Below are 18472 nucleotides of genomic sequence, written 5' to 3' on the forward strand. Positions count from 1 at the left end.
CACGACGAGCTCACCCTCGAAATGGTCACCGACGAGGAACGCGACTACATGTGGGCCGAATACGCGAAAGACCCGCGTATGCGCGCCAACATCGGCATCCGCCGCCGCCTCGCCCCGCTCCTGGACAACGACCGCAACCAGATCGAACTGTTCACCGCCCTGCTGCTGTCCCTCCCGGGCTCGCCGATCCTCTACTACGGCGACGAGATCGGCATGGGCGACAACATCTGGCTCGGCGACCGCGACGCCGTCCGCACGCCGATGCAGTGGACACCCGACCGCAACGCGGGCTTCTCCTCCTGCGACCCCGGCCGCCTCTTCCTGCCCACGATCATGGACCCGGTCTACGGCTACCAGGTCACCAACGTCGAAGCGTCGATGTCGTCCCCGTCCTCGCTCCTGCACTGGACCCGGCGCATGATCGAGATCCGGAAGCAGAACCCGGCGTTCGGCCTCGGCTCGTACACCGAACTGCCCTCCTCCAACCCCGCCGTGATCGCCTTCCTGCGCGAATACAAGGACGACCTCGTCCTGTGCGTCCACAACTTCTCCCGCTTCGCCCAGCCGACAGAGCTGGACCTGCGGACGTTCAGCGGCGCGCATCCGGTCGAGCTGATCGGTGGAGTCCGTTTCCCCGCGATCGGTGAACTCCCGTACCTGCTCACCCTCGCCGGTCATGGGTTCTACTGGTTCCGGCTGCGCAAGGACGCGAAGGACGCCACGAAGGACACCAAGTAGTACACGTGGTCACCATGTAGTACGCGTGGTCATATGTGCCGAACCCCGGCGGGCCGGTTTCTCCCGTCCCGCCCGGGGCACGCATCAGTCACACCCCGCCCCCGGGGAAAGGACGCGACGCCATGTCGGAAGCCGCCACCCGCTCCGCCACGACAAGTCCCGACCTCCTCACGTCCCTTGATCCGCTGCTGCGGGAATGGCTGCCGAGACAGCGCTGGTTCGCCGGCAAAGGACGCCCGGTCACCGGGTTCTCCCTGGTGGCGGCCACCGAACTGCTGCCGGTCACCGCGCAGCTGGGTCTGTACCACCTCCTCGTACGCGCCCATCAGCCCGCGCTGCAAGGGCCCGGGGACTGCTACCAGCTCCTCATAGGCATACGCGAGGCACTGCCGCCCCGGCTGGCGCCCGCGCTGATCGGCCATGTGGACCGGGGCCCGCTGACCGGACGCACGGTGTACGACGCCCTCTACGACGCCCGGCCCGCCGAAGTGCTCCTGGAGGCGATGCGCACCCGGGCCCGGATCGGCGCCCTGCGCTTCGACCGGGACGGGAGCGGGGGCGGCGAGGGCGAGACCGGGGACGACGGTGAGGGCGAGGGCGAGATACCGGTGGGGCTGGTGGCCCGGGTGGTCACCTCGGAGCAGTCCAACTCGTCGATCGTCTACGGAGATACGTTCATCCTGAAACTGCTCCGCCGGGTCGTACCGGGCGTCAACCCCGACCTGGAGCTGCCGCTGGCGCTGGCCCGCGAGGGCTGCCCCCGGGTACCGGCCCCGGTGGCGTGGATACGCGCCGACGACCCCGAGGCGACCCAGACCCACCACGACATGGCCGCGAGCGCCGAGGACAGTTACGTACTCGGCGTCCTCCAGCCCTTCGTACGGGGTGCGGCCGACGGCTGGGAGCTGGCGTTGCGTGAGCTGGCCAAGGGGGAGGACTTCAGCGAGGAGGCGCGGGCGCTCGGGCGGGCCACCGCCGAGGTGCATCTGGCCCTCGCCCGCGCCCTGCCGACCGTCACCCTGGGCCATGCGCAGCTGCGTCCGCTGGTCGACGGCATGATCGAACGCCTGGACGCGGCGATCCAGGCGGTGCCGGCGCTGCATTCGTACGGGCCCGGTCTGCGCTCGGCGTACGAGGCGCTGGCCGACCTCGCCGCCGAGGGCGAGACCTGGACGGCCCAGCGGATCCACGGCGATCTGCACCTCGGGCAGTGTCTGCGGTCGCCGTCCGGTCAGTGGTCGCTGATCGACTTCGAGGGCGAGCCGTCGAAGCCGCTCGCGGAACGGCGACTGCCGCAGCCCCCGGCCCGGGACATCGCGGGCATGCTCCGCTCCTTCGACTACGCGGCCCACTCGCTCCGCCCCCACCTCCCCGGCTGGGCGGCGAAGTGCCGGGCCGCGTACTGCGCCGGGTACGCGGAGACCAGCGGCCGGGATCCGCGTACCGATCCGGTGCTGCTGCGGGCGTACGAGACGGACAAGGCGGTCTACGAGGTGGTGTACGAGGCACGGCACCGCCCCGACTGGCTGCCGGTACCGATGTCGGCGGTACACCGGCTGGCCGCACCCGACTGACCTCCACCCTCACCCCCGCCCCGCCCGTTCCACCTCATCCTCGGAGGCCCCCGCCCGTGACCCCGCGCCACCCGTCCAGCGGTCCCAAGAAGAAGACGTCCGCGAAAAAGGATCCCGAGAAGAAGAACGGGAAGACGAAGGCGGCGAAGAAGTTGGAGCAGAAAGAGTCGGCGCAGGAAAAGCTGGAGCAGAAGAAGCCGGAGCAGGAGAAGTCCGCCCCGCAGCCGGTGGAGGCCGTTCCCGAGAGCCCCGCCTCCGAAAGCCCTGCTTCCGAAAGCCCCGCTCCTGAGAGCCCCGCCCCCGAGGACGCCGTGACGGTCGTCCCCCTCGCCTCCCCCGCGATGGACGCCTCCGACCGCGAACGGCTGCTGGCCGGCACGCACCACGATCCGCACTCCGTCCTGGGCGCGCACGAGCTGCCGGGCGGTGTCGCTTTCCGGGTGCTGCGGCCGTACGCGCTGTCGGTGACCGTCGTGTCGGGGGATCTGCGGACCGAGCTGCACGACGACGGGGACGGTTTCTTCTCGGGTGCGCTGGCGCTGCGGGGCGTCCCGGAGTACCGACTGGTCATCGCGTACGACGGCCATGTGGTGGAGACCGAGGACGCGTACCGGCTGCTGCCCGCGCTGGGTGATCTGGACCTGCATCTGATCGGCGAGGGCCGGCACGAGGAGCTGTGGCGGGCGCTGGGCGCCGAGCCGATGACCCACCAGGGCGTCACCGGCACCCGGTTCACCGTCTGGGCGCCCAACGCACGCGGGGTGCAGGTGACCGGGGGCTTCAACTTCTGGGACGGTACGGCGTATCCGATGCGTTCGCTGGGCGCGACCGGGGTGTGGGAGCTGTTCGTGCCGGGCATCGGTGAGGGCGAGCTGTACAAGTTCGAGATCACCCGCCCGGACGGTTCGAAGACACTGCGGGCGGACCCGATGGCCCGCCGGACCGAGGTGCCGCCCAACACGTCGTCCATCGTGCACAGTTCGCGCCATGAGTGGCAGGACGAGGAGTGGCTGGCCCGGCGGGCGGAGACCCCGGCCCACGAGGCGCCCTTCTCGATCTACGAGATTCACCTGGCGTCGTGGCGCCCTGGTCTGACGTACCGTCAACTCGCTGATCAACTCCCGGCCTATGTACGGGACATGGGCTTCACGCATGTGGAGCTGATGCCGGTGGCGGAGCACCCGTTCGGCGGCTCGTGGGGCTATCAGGTCACCGGTTTCTACGCGCCGACGGCCCGCCTCGGCACCCCGGACGACTTCAAGTACCTGGTGGACGCCCTTCACCAGGCGGGGATCGGCGTACTGATGGACTGGGTCCCCGCTCATTTCCCGCGCGACGACTGGGCGTTGGCCGAGTTCGACGGGCGCACGCTGTACGAGCACGAGGATCCGCTGCGCGCCGCTCACCCCGACTGGGGAACCCTGGAGTTCGACTACGGTCGGCGGGAGGTCCGCAACTTCCTTGTGGCGAACGCCCTTTACTGGTGCGAGGAGTTCCACATAGACGGGCTGCGGGTGGACGCGGTCGCCTCGATGCTCTATCTCGACTACTCGCGCGAGCCGGGCCAGTGGGTGCCGAACGAGCACGGCGGCCGGGAGAACCTGGACGCGGTCGCCTTCCTCCAGGAGATGAACGCGACGGTGTACCGGCGGGTGCCGGGCGTCGTGACGATCGCCGAGGAGTCGACGGCGTGGGACGGCGTCACCCGGGCCACGCACCACACCGGGCCCGGCGGTTTCGGCGGCCTGGGCTTCGGGCTGAAGTGGAACATGGGCTGGATGCACGACTCGCTCGGCTACGTCCAGCACGACCCGGTCCACCGCAAGCACCACCACCACGAGATGACGTTCTCCATGGTGTACGCGTACAGCGAGAACTACGTCCTGCCGATCTCGCACGACGAGGTGGTCCACGGCAAGGGCTCGCTGGTGTCGAAGATGCCGGGCGACTGGTGGCAGCAACGGGCCAACGAACGGGCGTACCTGGCCTTCATGTGGTCGCACCCCGGCAAGCAACTCCTGTTCATGGGCCAGGAGTTCGCCCAGGGCGCGGAGTGGTCGGAGGCGCACGGCCCCGACTGGTGGCTGCTGGATCCGGCGTATGGCGCGGAGCCGGACCACAGGGGCGTACGGGACCTGGTGCGCGACCTGAACACGGTGTACCGGGACACTCCCGCCCTCTGGCAGAAGGACACGGAACCCTCGGGCTTCGAGTGGCTGGTCGGCGACGCGGCGGAGGACAACGTCTTCGCCTTCGTCCGCTACGACGCGGAGGGCACCCCGCTGATCTCGATCAGCAACTTCTCGCCGGTCGTCCGCCACGACTACCGCATCGGCGTCCCGGACACGGTCCCGGCCTGGCACGAGGCCCTGAACACGGACGCGTCCCGCTACGGCGGCGCCGACATCCACAACCCGGCCCCGCTGAAGCCGGACCCCCAGCCGTGGCACGGCCGCGCGACCAGCATCCACGTGACGCTGCCGCCGCTGGCGACGGTGTGGCTGCGCCCGGCATAGCGGCAGCGGCGAGGGTGACCGCCTCCTAGCGCGTGGCGGGAAGCCGGACCGTGACGAGGAGTCCGCCGGCCGGGCGGGGGGCGAGGTCGAGGGTGCCGTCGTGGGCGCGGACGATGCTGTACACGATGGCCAGGCCGAGGCCGGCGCCGGCGTGTTCGTCGGTGCGTACGCGTTCCGTTCCGCGCTGGAAGGGTTCGGTGAGGGTCGGTACCAGTTCCGGGGGCAGTTGAGGGCCCGTGTTCTCGACGCGCAGGACGCTCGTGTCGCCGTACGCCTCGGTGTGGACCGTCACGGTGCCGCCGTCGGGGAGGTTGTGGACGACGGCGTTCTGGACGAGGTTCGTCACCATCCGCAGCAGGAGTTCCGCGGAGCCGCTGGTCCCGGCCGCCCCGCCGGTGACGTCGAGCGTGATCCGGCGCCGCTCGGCGAGCGGAAGCAGCGTCTCGGCGGCCTCTTCGGCGAGGAGGGAGAGGTCGACGCGCTCGCGGGTGAAGTCACCCCGGTCGCCGCGGCTGAGCAGCAGAAGGGCCTCTGTGAGGTCGATCGCCCGCGCGTTGACGGCGTACAGGCGTTCGATGAGTTCGCCCCGGTCGCGTGTGGGGTCCTTGCGGGCGACGTCGAGGAGCGTCCGTGAGATGGCCAGGGGGGTGCGCAGTTCGTGGGAGGCGTTCGCGGCGAACCGCTGCTGCTCGGCGACATGGGACTCCAGTCGTTCGAGCATCGAGTCGAACGTGTCGGAGAGTTCACGGAACTCGTCCTGGCGGCCCTTCATCCCGATCCGGTGGGCCAGCGACCCGCTCCCGGCCATCCGTGCCGCCTCGGTGATCCGGGTGAGGGGTGCGAGCATGCGGCCGGCGAGGATCCATCCCCCCAGGAGGCCGAACGCGAGGAGGAAGGTCAGTGCTATGGCCGCGGCGGGGGCGAAGCCGCGCAGGAGGTCGGGTTGGTTGGGCCCCATGATGATCACGGCGCCGAACCTGTTCTGGAGGGTGCTGGGGTCGTTGGTCGGTAGCCAGCGCAGCACGAACACCCACATGACGGCCAGCAGGAGAGTGCCGGCGACGAAGAGGAATCCGGCATAGCTGAGGGTGAGTTTCAGCCGGGCGCTGCGCCCTGGGCGTCTATTCATGAGTGCCGCCGGTGTCGATGCGATAGCCGACGCCGGGCACCGTGGCGATGATCCAGGGTTCGCCGAGTCGTTTGCGCAGGGCGGAGACGGTGATGCGCACCGCGTTGGTGAGGGGGTCTGCGTTCTCGTCCCAGGCCCGTTCCAGCAGTTCCTCGGCGCTGACGACGCCGCCCTCGGCGGCGACGAGGACTTCGAGGACGGCGAACTGCTTACGGGTCAGCGCGACATAGCGTCCGTCGCGGAAGACCTCCCGGCGGAAGGGGTCGAGCCGCAGGCCCGCGATCTCGCGGACCGGGGGCCGGGCGTACGCGCGTCTGCGGTCGAGCGCCCTGAGCCGCAGGACGAGTTCCCGCAGCTCGAAGGGTTTGGTGAGGTAGTCGTCGGCGCCGAGTTCGAACCCGGAGGCCTTGTCGTCGATCCGGTCGGCGGCGGTGAGCATGAGGATCGGGATGCCGCTGCCGGAGGCGACGATGCGCCGGGCGACCTCGTCGCCGGAGGGGCCGGGGATGTCACGGTCGAGGACCGCGAGATCGTAGGAGTTGACGCTGAGCAGTTCCAGGGCGGTGTCGCCGTCACCGGCGATGTCGGCGGCGATCGCCTCAAGGCGCAGACCGTCCCGGACGGCTTCGGCCAGATAGGGCTCGTCCTCCACGATCAGTACGCGCATACCCGAAGCCTAGGCAGCGCACGATATCGCCGGCGTATGCGCGGTACGAGTACGCCACCAGCGGCGCGACGCCAGCCCGGCGAGCAGCGCGCCGGTGGCGTTGACCAGGACGTCGTCCACGGAGGACACCCGGTCGAGCTGAAAGACGTACTGCGCGGTCTCGACCAGGACCGAGCAGCCCGCCCCGAGCGCCAGGACGCGCGGCACGGACGCCAGGGCCGCGAACCGCATCGGGGCGAAGAACCCCAGGGACGCGAAGACCAGCAGGTTGCCGGCGATCCCGAGCGGCCCCATCGTGACCAGGTCCCGCAGCGGTACGGGGGACGGGAGCCCGGCGGCGACGAGGCGTCGCACTTCGACGAGACGTACCGGGGCCGTCGGCTGCGGGGCATGAGGGCGGACGCCGGCCACATGACGCATGCCATGAGCACGCCCGGCGGCGGGCGGTGGCACGTCACCGTGGACGGGCGGCCCCTGCATCTGATGCGGCGCGCGGACGGGACGTATCTGAGCATGGTCGACCACTACCGCTCCTACCCCACACCCCTGGAGGCGGCCCGTGCCGCCGTCGACGAGCTGGGGCCCGGGCGGCGGTTGACGGTCGAGGGCGGGGGAGGGGGCGGTCGTGGCGTACACGCGTAAGGACGTCAGCACGCTGACGCGGAGCGAGCGGCGGCGGTTCGTCGGGGCGCTGATGGAGATCAAACGGCGGGGCGAGTACGACGAGTTCGTGCGCACCCACATCGAGTACTACGTCTCCGACGGCGAGGACGGGCTGCGTACGGCCCACATGGCGCCCTCCTTCCTGCCCTGGCACCGGCGGTTCCTGCTGGACCTGGAAGAGGCGTTGCAGCGGGTGGACCCGTCGGTGACGCTGCCGTACTGGGACTGGACCCGGGACCGTACGGCGGCCGGGGTGCCCTGGAGCGAGGATCTGCTCGGCGGGACCGGGCGGGCCTCCGATCAGCGGGTCATGAGCGGGCCGTTCGCCTACGACCACGGCGACTGGACCATCAAGGAGAGCGTCACCGACGGGGAGTTCCTCACCCGCGATCTCGGCCGCGCCCGTGAACCGCTCACGCTGCCGACCCGGCAGGACCTGGACGGGGCCCTCGACGATCCCGTCTACGACGTGTCGCCGTGGAACTCGACGTCCGCTAAGGGGTTCCGCAACAGGCTCGAAGGGTGGGGGAGCGGGCGTGGCCCCGGTTCCTGGCGCAACCACAACCGCGTCCACCGGTGGGTCGGCGGGCACATGGTCGGTGGCGCGTCCGTCAACGACCCGGTGTTCTGGCTGCACCACGCCTTCGTCGACCTGTGCTGGTCCCGCTGGCAGCGCCGGCACGGCTCCGGTGCCCGCTATCTGCCCGAGCGGCCGCCGGGGTTCGGCGACACGCAGCGCGGCCGGGTCGTCGCCCGGCACGAGTCGCTGCCGCCGTGGGACGTGACACCGGATCAGCTGGAGGACCACAGCGGGATCTACCGGTACGCCTGACAGGTCCTGGCAGGTTCCGGTGCATGCGGAAGAGCCCCGACGGTGGGACCGTCGGGGCTCTTCCGGTGCTTGCGTACGACGGGTCAGCTGCCGTAGCCGCCGGGGCCGGGGTTGCCCTTGTGGTCGTCGTCGCTGACGTTGACGCAGGTGTTGCCGAAGGCCGGGTTCAGCAGACCGATCACGCTGATCGAGTTCCCGCACACGTTGACGGGCACGTGGACCGGGACCTGCAGGACGTTGCCGGACAGGACGCCGGGCGAGCCGACGGCCTCGGCCTGGGCACCCGCGTCAGCCGTGGCCATACCGGCACCGCCGAGCACCACGGCACCGGTGCCGAGAGCGGCGACGGCTGCCTTCGCGATGCGAGACATCACGTTCTCCTTTGGTTCGATGAGTGCGGGCGCTCGACTCGCGCCCGCACTTCCCCTACAACGCGCCCACTCACGCCTGGTAACGGCGTCGGGCCGGGCGTCACCCTTTTTCGAACCGCAGGGGTGATAGCTGCTCGCCAAGGAGTGCACACGAGGCCGTGTTAGCTCGATCAGGTGACCGTCCGCTTGCGGGCTTGCGGCGTCCTGGGCTGATCGGGTTAACGTGGTCGTGCGACCTGGGACACTGGGTACGGCGTCAGCGTGCGGGGCCCCTGCTCCACCAGAGGATGGTTCAGGGCCTCCCCGTAGCCTCTGGCCGTACTCACATGGCCAGGTCGCACAGGGCTGTGTCCATCAGCGGCCTCCGGCCGCGGGGGCCTCCCGGGCCCGGACCACGCACAGGATGCGTGTCGCCGCCCCGGGGTCGAGTACGCCGGGGACCAGCTCGCCCAAGACCGTTCGGGGCGCGCGGCTGAACGGGCTCACTTCCGCTCAGTCCACAGGGACGGTTAACCTCAGGCATGGCATCCGACCAGGCCGACCAGAGCAAGCGGCAGCAGACCCAGAACGTGTTGCGGACCTTCGTAGGGGCGGACGGCCGTCTCGCGCGGCTCCCCGAGCACTTCGAGACCGGCGTGGAGTATCCGGAGCGGCTCGTCGACGAGCGGCTCCGCGTGTGGTGCGAGGTGGACGCCGACGCAGCCTGAGCGCTCCAACTCTCCTGGCCCGCTTCCCGGATGACGGGGGAGCGGGCCTTTGCGTGCCCGAACGTATCGGGTCCATAACTGTCGTGGACCCGTTCGCGAATGCTGTGTGAAGGTCTCCAAGTGAGCGTAAGCGGAACCTTTTTGACGCTCTCTTGACTGCTAAGATCATCCCACTTTCAGTAGGCTGAGGCGTGCCGCGCGCACGGGGGACAGTCTCTAAGGGCCCCATCGCGAAGGAGTGGCTGAGTTGGTCCGCCGGTAAGGTTCGCCACCGGGCTGGGCCCGTGTTCCAGGCCGGACCCATCGGACTGCAACTGCTCCTGTCGCAAGGCGACTTGAAGAGAGTCTCATGACGTCATTGATCCAGGATCCACTGCTGTGGATCTTGCTCGTGGTCCTGGTCGCTGCGGTCGTCGCAGTGATGCGGGCCCGCAGAACCAACATGGCCCTCCGCAGGAAGAGCAACGACCTGCAGAGCGCCCGCGAAGCCGCGCAGAGCGACCGCGACCGCCTCTATGCGGAATACACCCAGCTGAACGCACAGCACGCCGGCGATCTCGCCGCGGTGCGCAAGGATGCGGAGGAAGACACCAAGGCCGTCCTGAAGTCCGCGATGCGGACGCTCCAGGTCCTCGCCGACGAACAGCAGCTCATCATCGAGAAGTCGCAGCGCCGCTACGGCGACGACGAACAGGTCCTCGGCGACCTGATGATGATCGACCACACCAACAGCCAGTTCGGCCGCCGCGCCCAGGGCATCGCGGTGCTCTGCGGCGGCTGGCTCGGCCGGCGCGAGTCCACCGCCTCCGTGTACGACGTGGCCCGCAGTGCCCAGGGCCGCATCAAGCACTTCGACCGCGTCACCATCAACACCCAGGTGAACGTCTCGGTGGCCAGCCGGGCCGTCGAGCCCGTCGCGGTCGTCCTCGCCGAACTGCTCGCCAACGCCACCAACTACAGCGCGCCCGGCACCCGCGTCGACATCAACATCCAGGCCGTACCCACCGGGGTCTGCCTGATCGTCGACGACGCCGGCCTCGGGATGAACACCGAGGAGAAGGCGCGGGCCACCGTCCTGCTCTCCCCGCAGGCGCCGGTCGACATCACGAGCCTCGGCGACCCGCCGAAGTTCGGCTTCGCCGTGTCCGGGATGCTCGCCACCAGGTACGGCTTCAAGGTCTCGGTCGATTCGGTGTCCCCCTACGGCGGCGTACGGGCGGTGATTCTCTTGCCGGAGAACCTGTTGACGACGGACGTTCCCGAGCCCGAGGGCGGTGCCGCGAAGGCCGAACCCCAGGCGCCCGAGGCTCCTTCGGCCGCCCCGCAGCGGCTGACCCCGGTGGCCACGCCCGGCGGACCGCCGCGTCCGATCGGGACGACGGCGGGCGGCCTGCCCAAGCGGCGCCGGCGCGGCAGCCCGGTCGCGGTGGTGCCCTCGCCGCAGGAGTCGGCCGAGCCGGAGTTCAACACAGAGGTGACGGCCTCACGTATCGGTGCGTTCCAGCGCGGAACGCTGCTTGGGCGGGATACGACCACCATGGAAGGACCACAGGACCAGTGAATCCCGATCTGTCGTGGGTGCTGAACGATGTGCTGCAAGTCCGCGGCGCCCGTCACGCGATCCTCGTATCGGCCGACGGCCTCCTGCTGGAGCGGTCCAGTGACATCGAGCGCGACGAGGCGGAGACCAACGCCGCAGCGATGAGCTCGATGCAGTCCCTCAGCCGGGCCGTCGCCCCCTTCGTCGGCTCCGGACGCGGTCTGTGGAAGCAGACCCTGATCGAGTACGACGGCGGCTGGATCTTCCTGATCGCCGCGGGCAGCGGTGCCTACCTCGCCGTGTCGGCCGCGCTGGACGTCGACATGGAGGCCATGTCCTTCCGGATGCAGCAGCAGGTGGGCGCGCTCGGCAAGGCGATGACCACCCCGCCGCGTCAGAACGCCGGTGCGGACGCATGAACGCCCACGGCGAGGAAGCTCCGGTCACGGTCACCAGCGACTTCGTCCGCTCGTACGTCATCACGGGCGGGCGGCGGCTGCCGACCGCCGATGACCTGTCCCTGCACACCCTGGTCACCCTGGCCCCCGAACGGGAACTGCCGCTCGGCGCCAGCCCCGAGGTCCGGGCCATCTGGGACCTGTGCGGCGGCGGCTACCTCTCCGTCGCGGAGGTCGCCGCGCACCTGTCGCTCCCGGTGGGCGTCGCCCGGCTCCTGCTGACCGATTTATTCGAACAGGGTCATCTCCTGCGCCGTGCCGCGCCCCCACGCGCCCAGTCCGTCGACAGAGGAATCATCGAAAAGGTGCTGCATGGACTCGAATCCCTCTACGGCTGAGACGATCTACGTCTCAGACGCGGTGACCACCACCGCGAAGATCCTTGTCGTAGGGCACTTCGCGGTGGGCAAGACCACGTACATCGGCTCGCTGTCGGAGATCGCCCCGCTGCGCACCGAGGAGAAGATGACGCAGGCGTCCGCCCACGTGGACGACCTCAAGGGCGCGCCGGACAAGGTGACGACCACCGTCGCGCTGGACTTCGGCCGGCTCACGCTGAGCGAGGAACTGGTGCTGTACCTGTTCGGTACGCCCGGTCAGCAGCGCTTCATGCAGCTGTGGGAGGACATGGCCCGCGGCGCGCTCGGAGCCCTGCTCCTGGTCGACCCGTCCCGGCTGGCGGAAACGTTTCCGGTGATCGACCTGGTCGAGAAGTACGGCCTGGAGTACGCCATCGCCGTCAACACCTTCGACCCGGCGGCCGAGTTCGACGAGGACGAGATCCGTGAGGCTCTCGACCTGCTGCCCGACACCCCGGTCGTCTACTGCGACGCCCGGGACCCGAAGTCGTCCGCGAGAGCGCTGATCGCCCTCGTGCAGCACCTGCTCGCCCGCGCGGCCTGAGCCCCGGTGCCCCATCCGTCCGGCCCCTTCCCGCACAGGGGGTCCGGACAGTCTCCTCACCCCCGTCCCCCGCCCCCGAGGCGCGGGGAACCCAAAGGAACCTCCATGGACATACAGCACGCGGGTGCCACGCCGAGCGCTCCCGCCAGATGCCCCATGCACGGCGCCGACTTCGCCGCCGATCCGCAGGGCATCTACGACAAGTTGCGCGCCCACGGCCCGGCGGCACCCGTCGAGCTGGCACCGGGCGTGGACGCCACGCTCGTCGTCCAGCACGAGATGGCCCTCAGGGTGCTCCAGAACACCACCCTGTTCGCCCGTGACTCGCGCCGCTGGGCCGCCCTGAACGAGGGCCGGGTCTCCCTGGACAGCCCGGTCCTGCCGATGATGCTGTACCGGCCCAACGTCCTGTTCACGGACGGCGCGGTGCATCTGCGGCTGCGCAAGGCCGTCACCGAGAGCCTCGCCAAGCTGAACATCAGCCGTATCCGGCGGGACGTCGAGCCCATCGCCGACTATCTGATCGACCAGTTCAGCGAGCGGGGCCGGGCCGACCTCCTCAACGACTACGCCAAGCTGATCCCGTTGCTGCTGTTCAACAAGATGTTCGGCTGCCCGGCCGACATCGGCGACCGCCTCAACACCGGCATGTCCGCCATGTTCGACAGCCAGGACGACGCCATCAAGGGCATCGAGATCGTCGCCACCTGCCTCCAGGAACTGATCACGCTCAAGCGCCGCGAGCCCGGCGACGACGTGACCTCCTGGCTGATCCAGCACTCGGCGGGCCTCAACGACGAGGAACTCCGGGACCAGCTGATCGTGCTGATGGGCGCGGGCCTGGAGCCCCAGCGCAACCTCATCGCCAGCTCGCTGCTCCTGCTGCTGTCCGACGGTCCGTCGGAGCGCGGCAGCGGCATGCTGGTCGAGGAAGCCATCGACCACGTGCTGTGGAACAACCCGCCCATCGCCAACTACGCGACGCACTACCCCTTGCAGGACGTCGACCTCGGCGGCGTACCCGTCGACGCGAACACCCCGGTCGTCATCAGCTTCGCCGCCGCCAACAGCGACCCGGCCCTCAACGAGGCCCGGCAGATGGCCAGCAAGGGCGCCCACCTGGCCTTCGGTGCGGGCCCGCACGCCTGCCCCGCCAAGGACCCGGCCCTGGTCATCGCGCTCACGGCGATCGAGAAGATCCTCAACGCGCTGCCCGACCTGACCCTCTCGGTCCCGCAGGACAGCCTGCTGTGGCGGCCCGGCCCCTTCCACCGTGCGCTCGCCTCGCTGCCGGTGCGGTTCAGCCCGACGCCGGCCACCCGGGTTGCGGCGGCCATGCGCAACCAGGCCCCGATGCCCGCGGCGACGGACCCGGTACACCGTCCGGCCCCGCAGCCGGCGGCGGCCCCGGCGGCCCGTCAGGAACAGCGCAAGAAGGGATTCTGGAGCTCCTTCCTCGATGTCTTCCGGCTCTGAGGACCAACTGCCCACCCACTTAGGCCGATCGGGCCGGTCGATCCTGTCGGGCCGGCTTGCGCGAGCGCCCTGTGTCCGAGGTTCCTGCCTCGGACACAGGGCGCTTTGCTGTTCCCGCCCGTCCTCAGGCGAGCAGCTCGTCCACCTCGGCCGCGAACAGCAGGGCCGGGTCGAACTCCATCCCGGTGAAGTGGCCGGCGAGTTCCAGGGACAGGACGCCGTGCAGCCGGGTCCAGCAGGTCAGGGCCCGGCGCAGGACCGCGGGCGGTGCGGGGTGGTCGTTCGCCCACATCCGGTGGTCCTCGATGTGGGCGTCGAACGGGGTCCCGGGGCCGGCGGGGGGCAGCGCGGCGCAGGCGTCGAGCAGGGTCGTCATGATCTCGGACGCGATCCCGGTGACGTCGGAGGGTGCGTGGTAGCCGGGTACGGGGGTGCCGTAGACGAGGAGGTACCGCTGAGGGTCGGCCAGGGCCCAGTCGCGCAGGGCGTGGGCGAGTGCGGCCAGGTCGGGGGCGGGCTCGGCGGCGGCGCGGAAGGTGTCGGCGAGGCTTCGGTACGCGTCCCTGATCAGCTCGGAGATCAGCTCGTCGCGCCCGGCGAAGTACCGGTAGAGCGCGGGTCCGCTCATGCCCATCTGCTTGGCGACGGCGTTGAGGGAGAGCGCGGACGCCCCCGCCGCGGCGATCTGCTCCCACGCCCGTTCCTTGATCTCCGTACGCACCTGGGCGCGGTAGCGCTCGCGCGGGGTCTCCGTCTTCGTGTCCCCTGATTCCGTCATGGTTAGAGGTTATCACTCAAGTTATTGACACTCGCATTCATCGAGTTATAGCCTCTAACCAACGCGACAACGGGAAACTGGTCATGGAGGCCGTCATGAGCACAGAGGCATTCGTCGAGGTCGTTCTGCCGGGCAAGGTGGAGCCGGAAGGGCTGGAGGTCCGGCACGGAGCCGTGCCCGTCGCCGGTCCCGGGCAGGTCGTGATCCGGATGGAGGCGACCGGTGTCTCCTTCGCCGAGCAGCAGATGCGCCGCGGCCGGTACTACGACCAGCCGGCGTTCCCCTTCGTGCCCGGTTACGACCTCGTCGGCACCGTCATCGCCACGGGCGAGGGCGTCGAGCCGGACCTGACCGGCACCCGGGTGGCCGCGCTGCTCAAGGTCGGCGGCTGGGCCAGTCATGTGCTCGTCGACGCGGCCGACGTGGTGCCGGTGCCCGACGGGGTCGGCGCGGCGGAGGCGGAGACGGTCGTGCTCAACGGCATCACCGCCTGGCAGATGCTGCACCGCAAGGCCCGGGTCCGCGCCGGGCAGACCGTCCTCGTGCACGGTGCCAACGGTGGCGTCGGCACGGTCCTGGTCCAACTCGCCCACGCGGCGGGCGTGAAGGTGATCGGTACGGCGTCCGTACGGCACCACGACGCGCTGCGGGAGAGGGGCGTCGTCCCCGTCGACTACCGCACCGGGGACGTCGCCGCCCGGGTCCGCGAACTCGCCCCCGGGGGAGTGGACGCCGTCTTCGACCACGTCGGCGGGCGCAGCGTGACCGACTCCTGGCGGCTCCTCGCACCCGGCGGCACGCTCGTCTCGTACGGCAGCGCCTCCACCCGGGACGCCGAGGGCTCCAAGCAGTGGCCGGTGCTCAAGCTGCTCGGCCGGGTGTGGGTGTGGAACGCGCTGCCCAACCGCCGCCGCGCCTACTTCTACAACGTCTGGGCCGGCCGGGCCCTGGCGAAGAACCGGTTCAGGACCCGGCTGCACGCCGACCTCACCCAGCTCTTCGCCGCCCTCCGCAGCGGTGACGTCACCGCCGAGGTCGCCGCCCGGCTGCCCCTCGTCCGCGCCGCCGAAGCCATGCGGCTCGCCGAGTCGGGGACCATCGCCGGGAAGGTCGTGCTCACTCCGTAGGGCGGTCGTCGGGCAGGTCCGCGAACTCCGTCAGGGCGTGCGTGAGCCACTGGGTCCAGAAGGTCTCCAGGTCGATGCCCGCGCGCAGGACCAGGTGCTGGAGGCGGTCCTGGGGATCGGCCGGGCCGGGTGGGAAGTCCCGCTTCTCGATCTCCTGATATTCCGTCAACTGGCGCTGGTGCAGAGCGAGATGGCGGCGCAGGTCGGCCTCGATGCCTTCCGTGCCGACCACCGCCGAGGCGCGCAGGCGCAGCAGCAGGGTGTCGCGGTACGGCTTGGGGTCCTGGGGTGCGGCGGTCCAGCGGGCCAGTTCCTCGCGGCCCGTGGGCAGGACCTCGTAGCTCTTCTTCTGGCCGCGGGTCGGCTGCTCGGTGGGCAGGGCGCGGATGTGTCCCTCGGTCTCCAGTCTGCCCAGCTCGCGGTAGATCTGCTGATGCGTCGCCGACCAGAAGTAGCCGATCGACCTGTCGAAGCGGCGGGTCAACTCCAGCCCCGAGGACGGCTTTTCGAGCAGGGCGGTGAGGATCGCGTGCGGGAGTGACATGCCACGGCTCCTAGGGTCTGTCCGGCGGATCAGGTCGGGGGAAAACAGCGGCGCCTTATCGGCACACGTGAGCGGGGCTTGGTGCGTGCAGCTGCAAGGCGGAGGAGGGAGTCGACGCGGAGCGATGGGGGTCCCCCCGCTCGAGCGAAGCCGAGAGTGGGGGAGAGTGACGACAACGCCGCTGGGGGTCCCCCCTCTGGGGGAGTGCGTGCCAAGCCCCGCGTCCCCGACATGATCCGCCGGGCAGGCCCTAGAGGGTCGCTGCCAGTTCGGTGCCCTGTTTGATGGCGCGTTTGGCGTCCAGTTCGGCGGCCACGTCGGCGCCGCCGATCAGGTGGGCGTTGCAGCCGGCGGCCAGCAGGTCGTCGTACAGCTCGCGGCGTGGGTCCTGGCCGGTGCACAGGACGACGGTGTCGACCGGGAGGACGGTGCTGGTGCCGTCGACGGTGAGGTGGAGTCCGGCGTCGTCGATACGGTCGTACTCGACGCCCGGGGTCATGGTGACACCCCGGTGCTTGAGTTCGGCGCGGTGGATCCAGCCGGTGGTCTTGCCGAGGCCCGCGCCGACCTTGGTGGCCTTGCGCTGGAGCAGGTGGACGGTGCGCGGCGACGCGGTCCGCTCGGGTGCGGCCAGGCCGCCGGGGGTGCGGTGGTCCATGTCGACGCCCCAGGCACGGAAGTACGCCGCCGGGTCCTCGTGCGCCTTGTCGCCGGTGTCGGTGAGGTACTCGGCGACGTCGAAGCCGATGCCGCCGGCGCCGAGGATCGCGACGCGGTCGCCGACGGGGGCGTTGTCGCGCAGGACGTCCAGGTAGCCGACGACGCTGGGGTGGTCGACGCCGGGGATGTCGGGGGTGCGGGGGGTTACGCCGGTGGCCACCACTACCTCGTCGTAGGCCGTCGTCAAGTCGTCTGCGGTTGCTCGGGTGTTGAGGCGTACGTCGACGGCGTGGGCGGCCAGTTGGTGGCGGAAGTAGCGGATCGTCTCGTCGAACTCCTGCTTGCCGGGGACCTTGCGGGCGACGTTCAGCTGGCCGCCTATCTCGGGGGCGGCGTCGAAGAGGGTGACCTCGTGGCCGCGTTCGGCTGCGGAGACGGCGCAGGCGAGTCCGGCGGGTCCTGCGCCGACCACCGCGACGCGTTTGCGCAGGCGGGTGGGGGAGAGGATCAGTTCCGTCTCGTGGCAGGCGCGTGGGTTGACCAGGCAGGAAGTGATCTTTCCGCTGAAGGTGTGGTCCAGGCAGGCCTGGTTGCAGCCGATGCAGGTGTTGATCGCCTCGGGCGTCCCGGCGGCGGCCTTGTTCACGAAGTCCGGGTCGGCGAGCATCGGGCGGGCCACGGAGATCATGTCCGCGCAGCCTTCGGCGAGCAACTGCTCGGCGAGTTCCGGGGTGTTGATGCGGTTGGTGGTGACGAGGGGGATGCCGACCTCGCCCATGAGCTTCTTCGTCACCCAGGTGTACGCGCCGCGCGGCACCGAGGTGGCGATGGTGGGGATACGGGCCTCGTGCCAGCCGATGCCGGTGTTGATGATCGTGGCGCCGGCGGTCTCCACGGCCTTGGCGAGCGTGATCACTTCGGGCAGTGTCGAGCCGCCGGGGACCAGGTCCAGCATCGACAGGCGGTAGATGAGGATGAAGTCCTCGCCCACGGCCTCGCGTACCCGGCGGACGATCTCGACCGGGAAGCGCATGCGGTTCTCGTAGGAGCCGCCCCAGCGGTCGGTGCGGTGGTTGGTCTGGGTGGCGATGAACTCGTTGATGAGGTAGCCCTCGGAGCCCATGATCTCTACGCCGTCGTAGCCGGCCCGGCGGGCGAGGACGGCGGTGCGGGTGTAGTCGGCGATGGTCTGTTCGACCTCGGCGTCGGTGAGTTCGTGTGGGGGGAAGGGGCTGATCGGGGCCTGGAGGGGGCTGGGGGCCACGAGGTTCTGGTGGTAGGCGTAGCGGCCGAAGTGGAGGATCTGGAGGGCGATCTTTCCGCCCTCGCGGTGTACGGCGGTGGTGATGGCTCGGTGTTGTTCTGCTTCGGCGTCGGTGGTGAGTTTGGCTCCGCCTTCGTAGGGGCGGCCGGCGTCGTTGGGAGCTATGCCGCCGGTGACGATGAGGGCGGCGCCGCCTCGGGCTCGGGCGGCGTAGAACTCGGCCATGCGGGTGAAGCCGTGGGGGGCTTCTTCCAGGCCTGTGTGCATGGAGCCCATGAGGATGCGGTTGGGGAGGGTGGTGAAGCCGAGGTTCAGGGGGGTCAGGAGGTGGGGGTATGGGCTCATGGGGGTCTCCGGGGATGGGTTGGGTCTGTTCTTTTTAGGGGACGCGGGGGGTGTTTTGCAACTAGTTGCATAATGGCGTGCGGCACATGGGGAAGACGACCGGCATGAAGAAGAGGGACCGGAACAGACCGATCGCCTTGAGCTTGCGGTTGAGGAGGATCGCCAGCCCGAGCGCCAGGC

Annotated in this window: 18 protein-coding genes and 1 pseudogene; 12 read left to right on the forward strand and 7 right to left on the reverse strand. The window is 70.0% G+C overall.

Features of this window, described 5'->3' with window-relative positions:
* The 3 genes from ACWCRB_RS43045 to glgB form a co-directional block, all read left to right on the forward strand.
* Window positions 1–738: alpha-glucosidase C-terminal domain-containing protein (locus ACWCRB_RS43045; protein WP_451001285.1), on the forward strand; the 738-nt coding region annotated here is incomplete at its 5' end.
* Window positions 739–860: 122 nt separating this feature from the next.
* Complete coding sequence (locus ACWCRB_RS43050) at window positions 861–2312, forward strand: maltokinase N-terminal cap-like domain-containing protein (RefSeq protein WP_451001286.1); 1452 nt, start codon at window positions 861–863, stop codon at window positions 2310–2312.
* A gap of 56 nt (window positions 2313–2368) precedes the next feature.
* Window positions 2369–4828, forward strand: a complete 2460-nt coding sequence (gene glgB / locus ACWCRB_RS43055) for a 1,4-alpha-glucan branching enzyme (RefSeq protein WP_451001287.1) — start codon at window positions 2369–2371, stop codon at window positions 4826–4828.
* 25 nt (window positions 4829–4853) lie between these two features.
* On the opposite strand, the gene ACWCRB_RS43060 is transcribed toward glgB, so the two are convergent.
* From ACWCRB_RS43060 to ACWCRB_RS43070, 3 genes and pseudogenes are all read right to left on the reverse strand, one after another.
* On the reverse strand, window positions 4854–5957 hold the full coding sequence (locus ACWCRB_RS43060) for a sensor histidine kinase (protein ID WP_451001288.1): 1104 nt from the start codon (window positions 5955–5957) through the stop codon (window positions 4854–4856).
* The gene (locus ACWCRB_RS43065) at window positions 5950–6624 is read right to left on the reverse strand and encodes a response regulator transcription factor (RefSeq protein WP_451001289.1); all 675 of its coding nucleotides are present in this window, start codon (window positions 6622–6624) and stop codon (window positions 5950–5952) included. Before ACWCRB_RS43065 ends, ACWCRB_RS43060 begins: the two co-directional genes overlap by 8 nt.
* Window positions 6625–6633: 9 nt before the next feature.
* A pseudogene (locus ACWCRB_RS43070) lies at window positions 6634–6948 on the reverse strand (VanZ family protein); the annotation flags it as partial.
* Between the two features lie 66 nt (window positions 6949–7014).
* Between ACWCRB_RS43070 and ACWCRB_RS43075 the strand changes: the two are divergent.
* Both ACWCRB_RS43075 and ACWCRB_RS43080 read left to right on the forward strand, forming a co-directional pair.
* Complete coding sequence (locus ACWCRB_RS43075; RefSeq protein ID WP_451001290.1) at window positions 7015–7266, forward strand: tyrosinase family oxidase copper chaperone; 252 nt, start codon at window positions 7015–7017, stop codon at window positions 7264–7266.
* Entirely contained in the window at window positions 7250–8119 is an 870-nt protein-coding gene (locus ACWCRB_RS43080; RefSeq protein WP_451001291.1) for a tyrosinase family protein, read from the forward strand. The genes ACWCRB_RS43075 and ACWCRB_RS43080 overlap by 17 nt, the downstream gene beginning before the upstream one ends.
* Before the next feature lie 83 nt (window positions 8120–8202).
* On the opposite strand, the gene ACWCRB_RS43085 is transcribed toward ACWCRB_RS43080, so the two are convergent.
* Window positions 8203–8490: a chaplin gene (locus tag ACWCRB_RS43085; protein WP_235478566.1), complete on the reverse strand. Its 288-nt coding sequence runs from the start codon at window positions 8488–8490 to the stop codon at window positions 8203–8205.
* 521 nt (window positions 8491–9011) lie between these two features.
* Between ACWCRB_RS43085 and ACWCRB_RS43090 the strand changes: the two genes are divergently transcribed.
* From ACWCRB_RS43090 to ACWCRB_RS43115, 6 genes are all read left to right on the forward strand, one after another.
* Window positions 9012–9197 (forward strand): hypothetical protein, encoded by a 186-nt coding sequence (locus ACWCRB_RS43090; RefSeq protein WP_369036110.1) that lies wholly within the window; start codon window positions 9012–9014, stop codon window positions 9195–9197.
* 349 nt (window positions 9198–9546) lie between these two features.
* Window positions 9547–10758, forward strand: a complete 1212-nt coding sequence (locus ACWCRB_RS43095; RefSeq protein ID WP_451001292.1) for an ATP-binding protein — start codon at window positions 9547–9549, stop codon at window positions 10756–10758.
* Window positions 10755–11156, forward strand: a complete 402-nt coding sequence (locus ACWCRB_RS43100; RefSeq protein WP_105973205.1) for a roadblock/LC7 domain-containing protein — start codon at window positions 10755–10757, stop codon at window positions 11154–11156. The genes ACWCRB_RS43095 and ACWCRB_RS43100 overlap by 4 nt, the downstream gene beginning before the upstream one ends.
* Window positions 11153–11533: a DUF742 domain-containing protein gene (locus tag ACWCRB_RS43105; RefSeq protein WP_451001293.1), complete on the forward strand. Its 381-nt coding sequence runs from the start codon at window positions 11153–11155 to the stop codon at window positions 11531–11533. Before ACWCRB_RS43100 ends, ACWCRB_RS43105 begins: the two co-directional genes overlap by 4 nt.
* Entirely contained in the window at window positions 11508–12098 is a 591-nt protein-coding gene (locus ACWCRB_RS43110) for a GTP-binding protein (RefSeq protein ID WP_451001294.1), read from the forward strand. The genes ACWCRB_RS43105 and ACWCRB_RS43110 overlap by 26 nt, the downstream gene beginning before the upstream one ends.
* Before the next feature lie 156 nt (window positions 12099–12254).
* On the forward strand, window positions 12255–13574 hold the full coding sequence (locus tag ACWCRB_RS43115) for a cytochrome P450 (protein ID WP_451001299.1): 1320 nt from the start codon (window positions 12255–12257) through the stop codon (window positions 13572–13574).
* Between the two features lie 124 nt (window positions 13575–13698).
* On the opposite strand, the gene ACWCRB_RS43120 is transcribed toward ACWCRB_RS43115, so the two are convergent.
* Window positions 13699–14352, reverse strand: a complete 654-nt coding sequence (locus tag ACWCRB_RS43120; RefSeq protein WP_451001295.1) for a TetR/AcrR family transcriptional regulator — start codon at window positions 14350–14352, stop codon at window positions 13699–13701.
* A gap of 95 nt (window positions 14353–14447) precedes the next feature.
* Between ACWCRB_RS43120 and ACWCRB_RS43125 the strand changes: the two genes are divergently transcribed.
* Window positions 14448–15479 carry a medium chain dehydrogenase/reductase family protein gene (locus ACWCRB_RS43125; RefSeq protein WP_451001296.1) on the forward strand — a complete coding sequence of 344 codons (1032 nt, stop codon included), beginning with the start codon at window positions 14448–14450 and terminating at the stop codon, window positions 15477–15479.
* Here ACWCRB_RS43125 and ACWCRB_RS43130 read toward each other — a convergent pair.
* Both ACWCRB_RS43130 and ACWCRB_RS43135 read right to left on the reverse strand, forming a co-directional pair.
* Entirely contained in the window at window positions 15469–16023 is a 555-nt protein-coding gene (locus ACWCRB_RS43130; protein ID WP_451001297.1) for a PadR family transcriptional regulator, read from the reverse strand. The genes ACWCRB_RS43125 and ACWCRB_RS43130 overlap by 11 nt on opposite strands.
* Before the next feature lie 250 nt (window positions 16024–16273).
* The gene (locus ACWCRB_RS43135; RefSeq protein ID WP_451001298.1) at window positions 16274–18292 is read right to left on the reverse strand and encodes an FAD-dependent oxidoreductase; all 2019 of its coding nucleotides are present in this window, start codon (window positions 18290–18292) and stop codon (window positions 16274–16276) included.
* Window positions 18293–18472: the final 180 nt, after the last annotated feature.

Source organism: Streptomyces sp. NPDC002156, assembly GCF_053593675.1.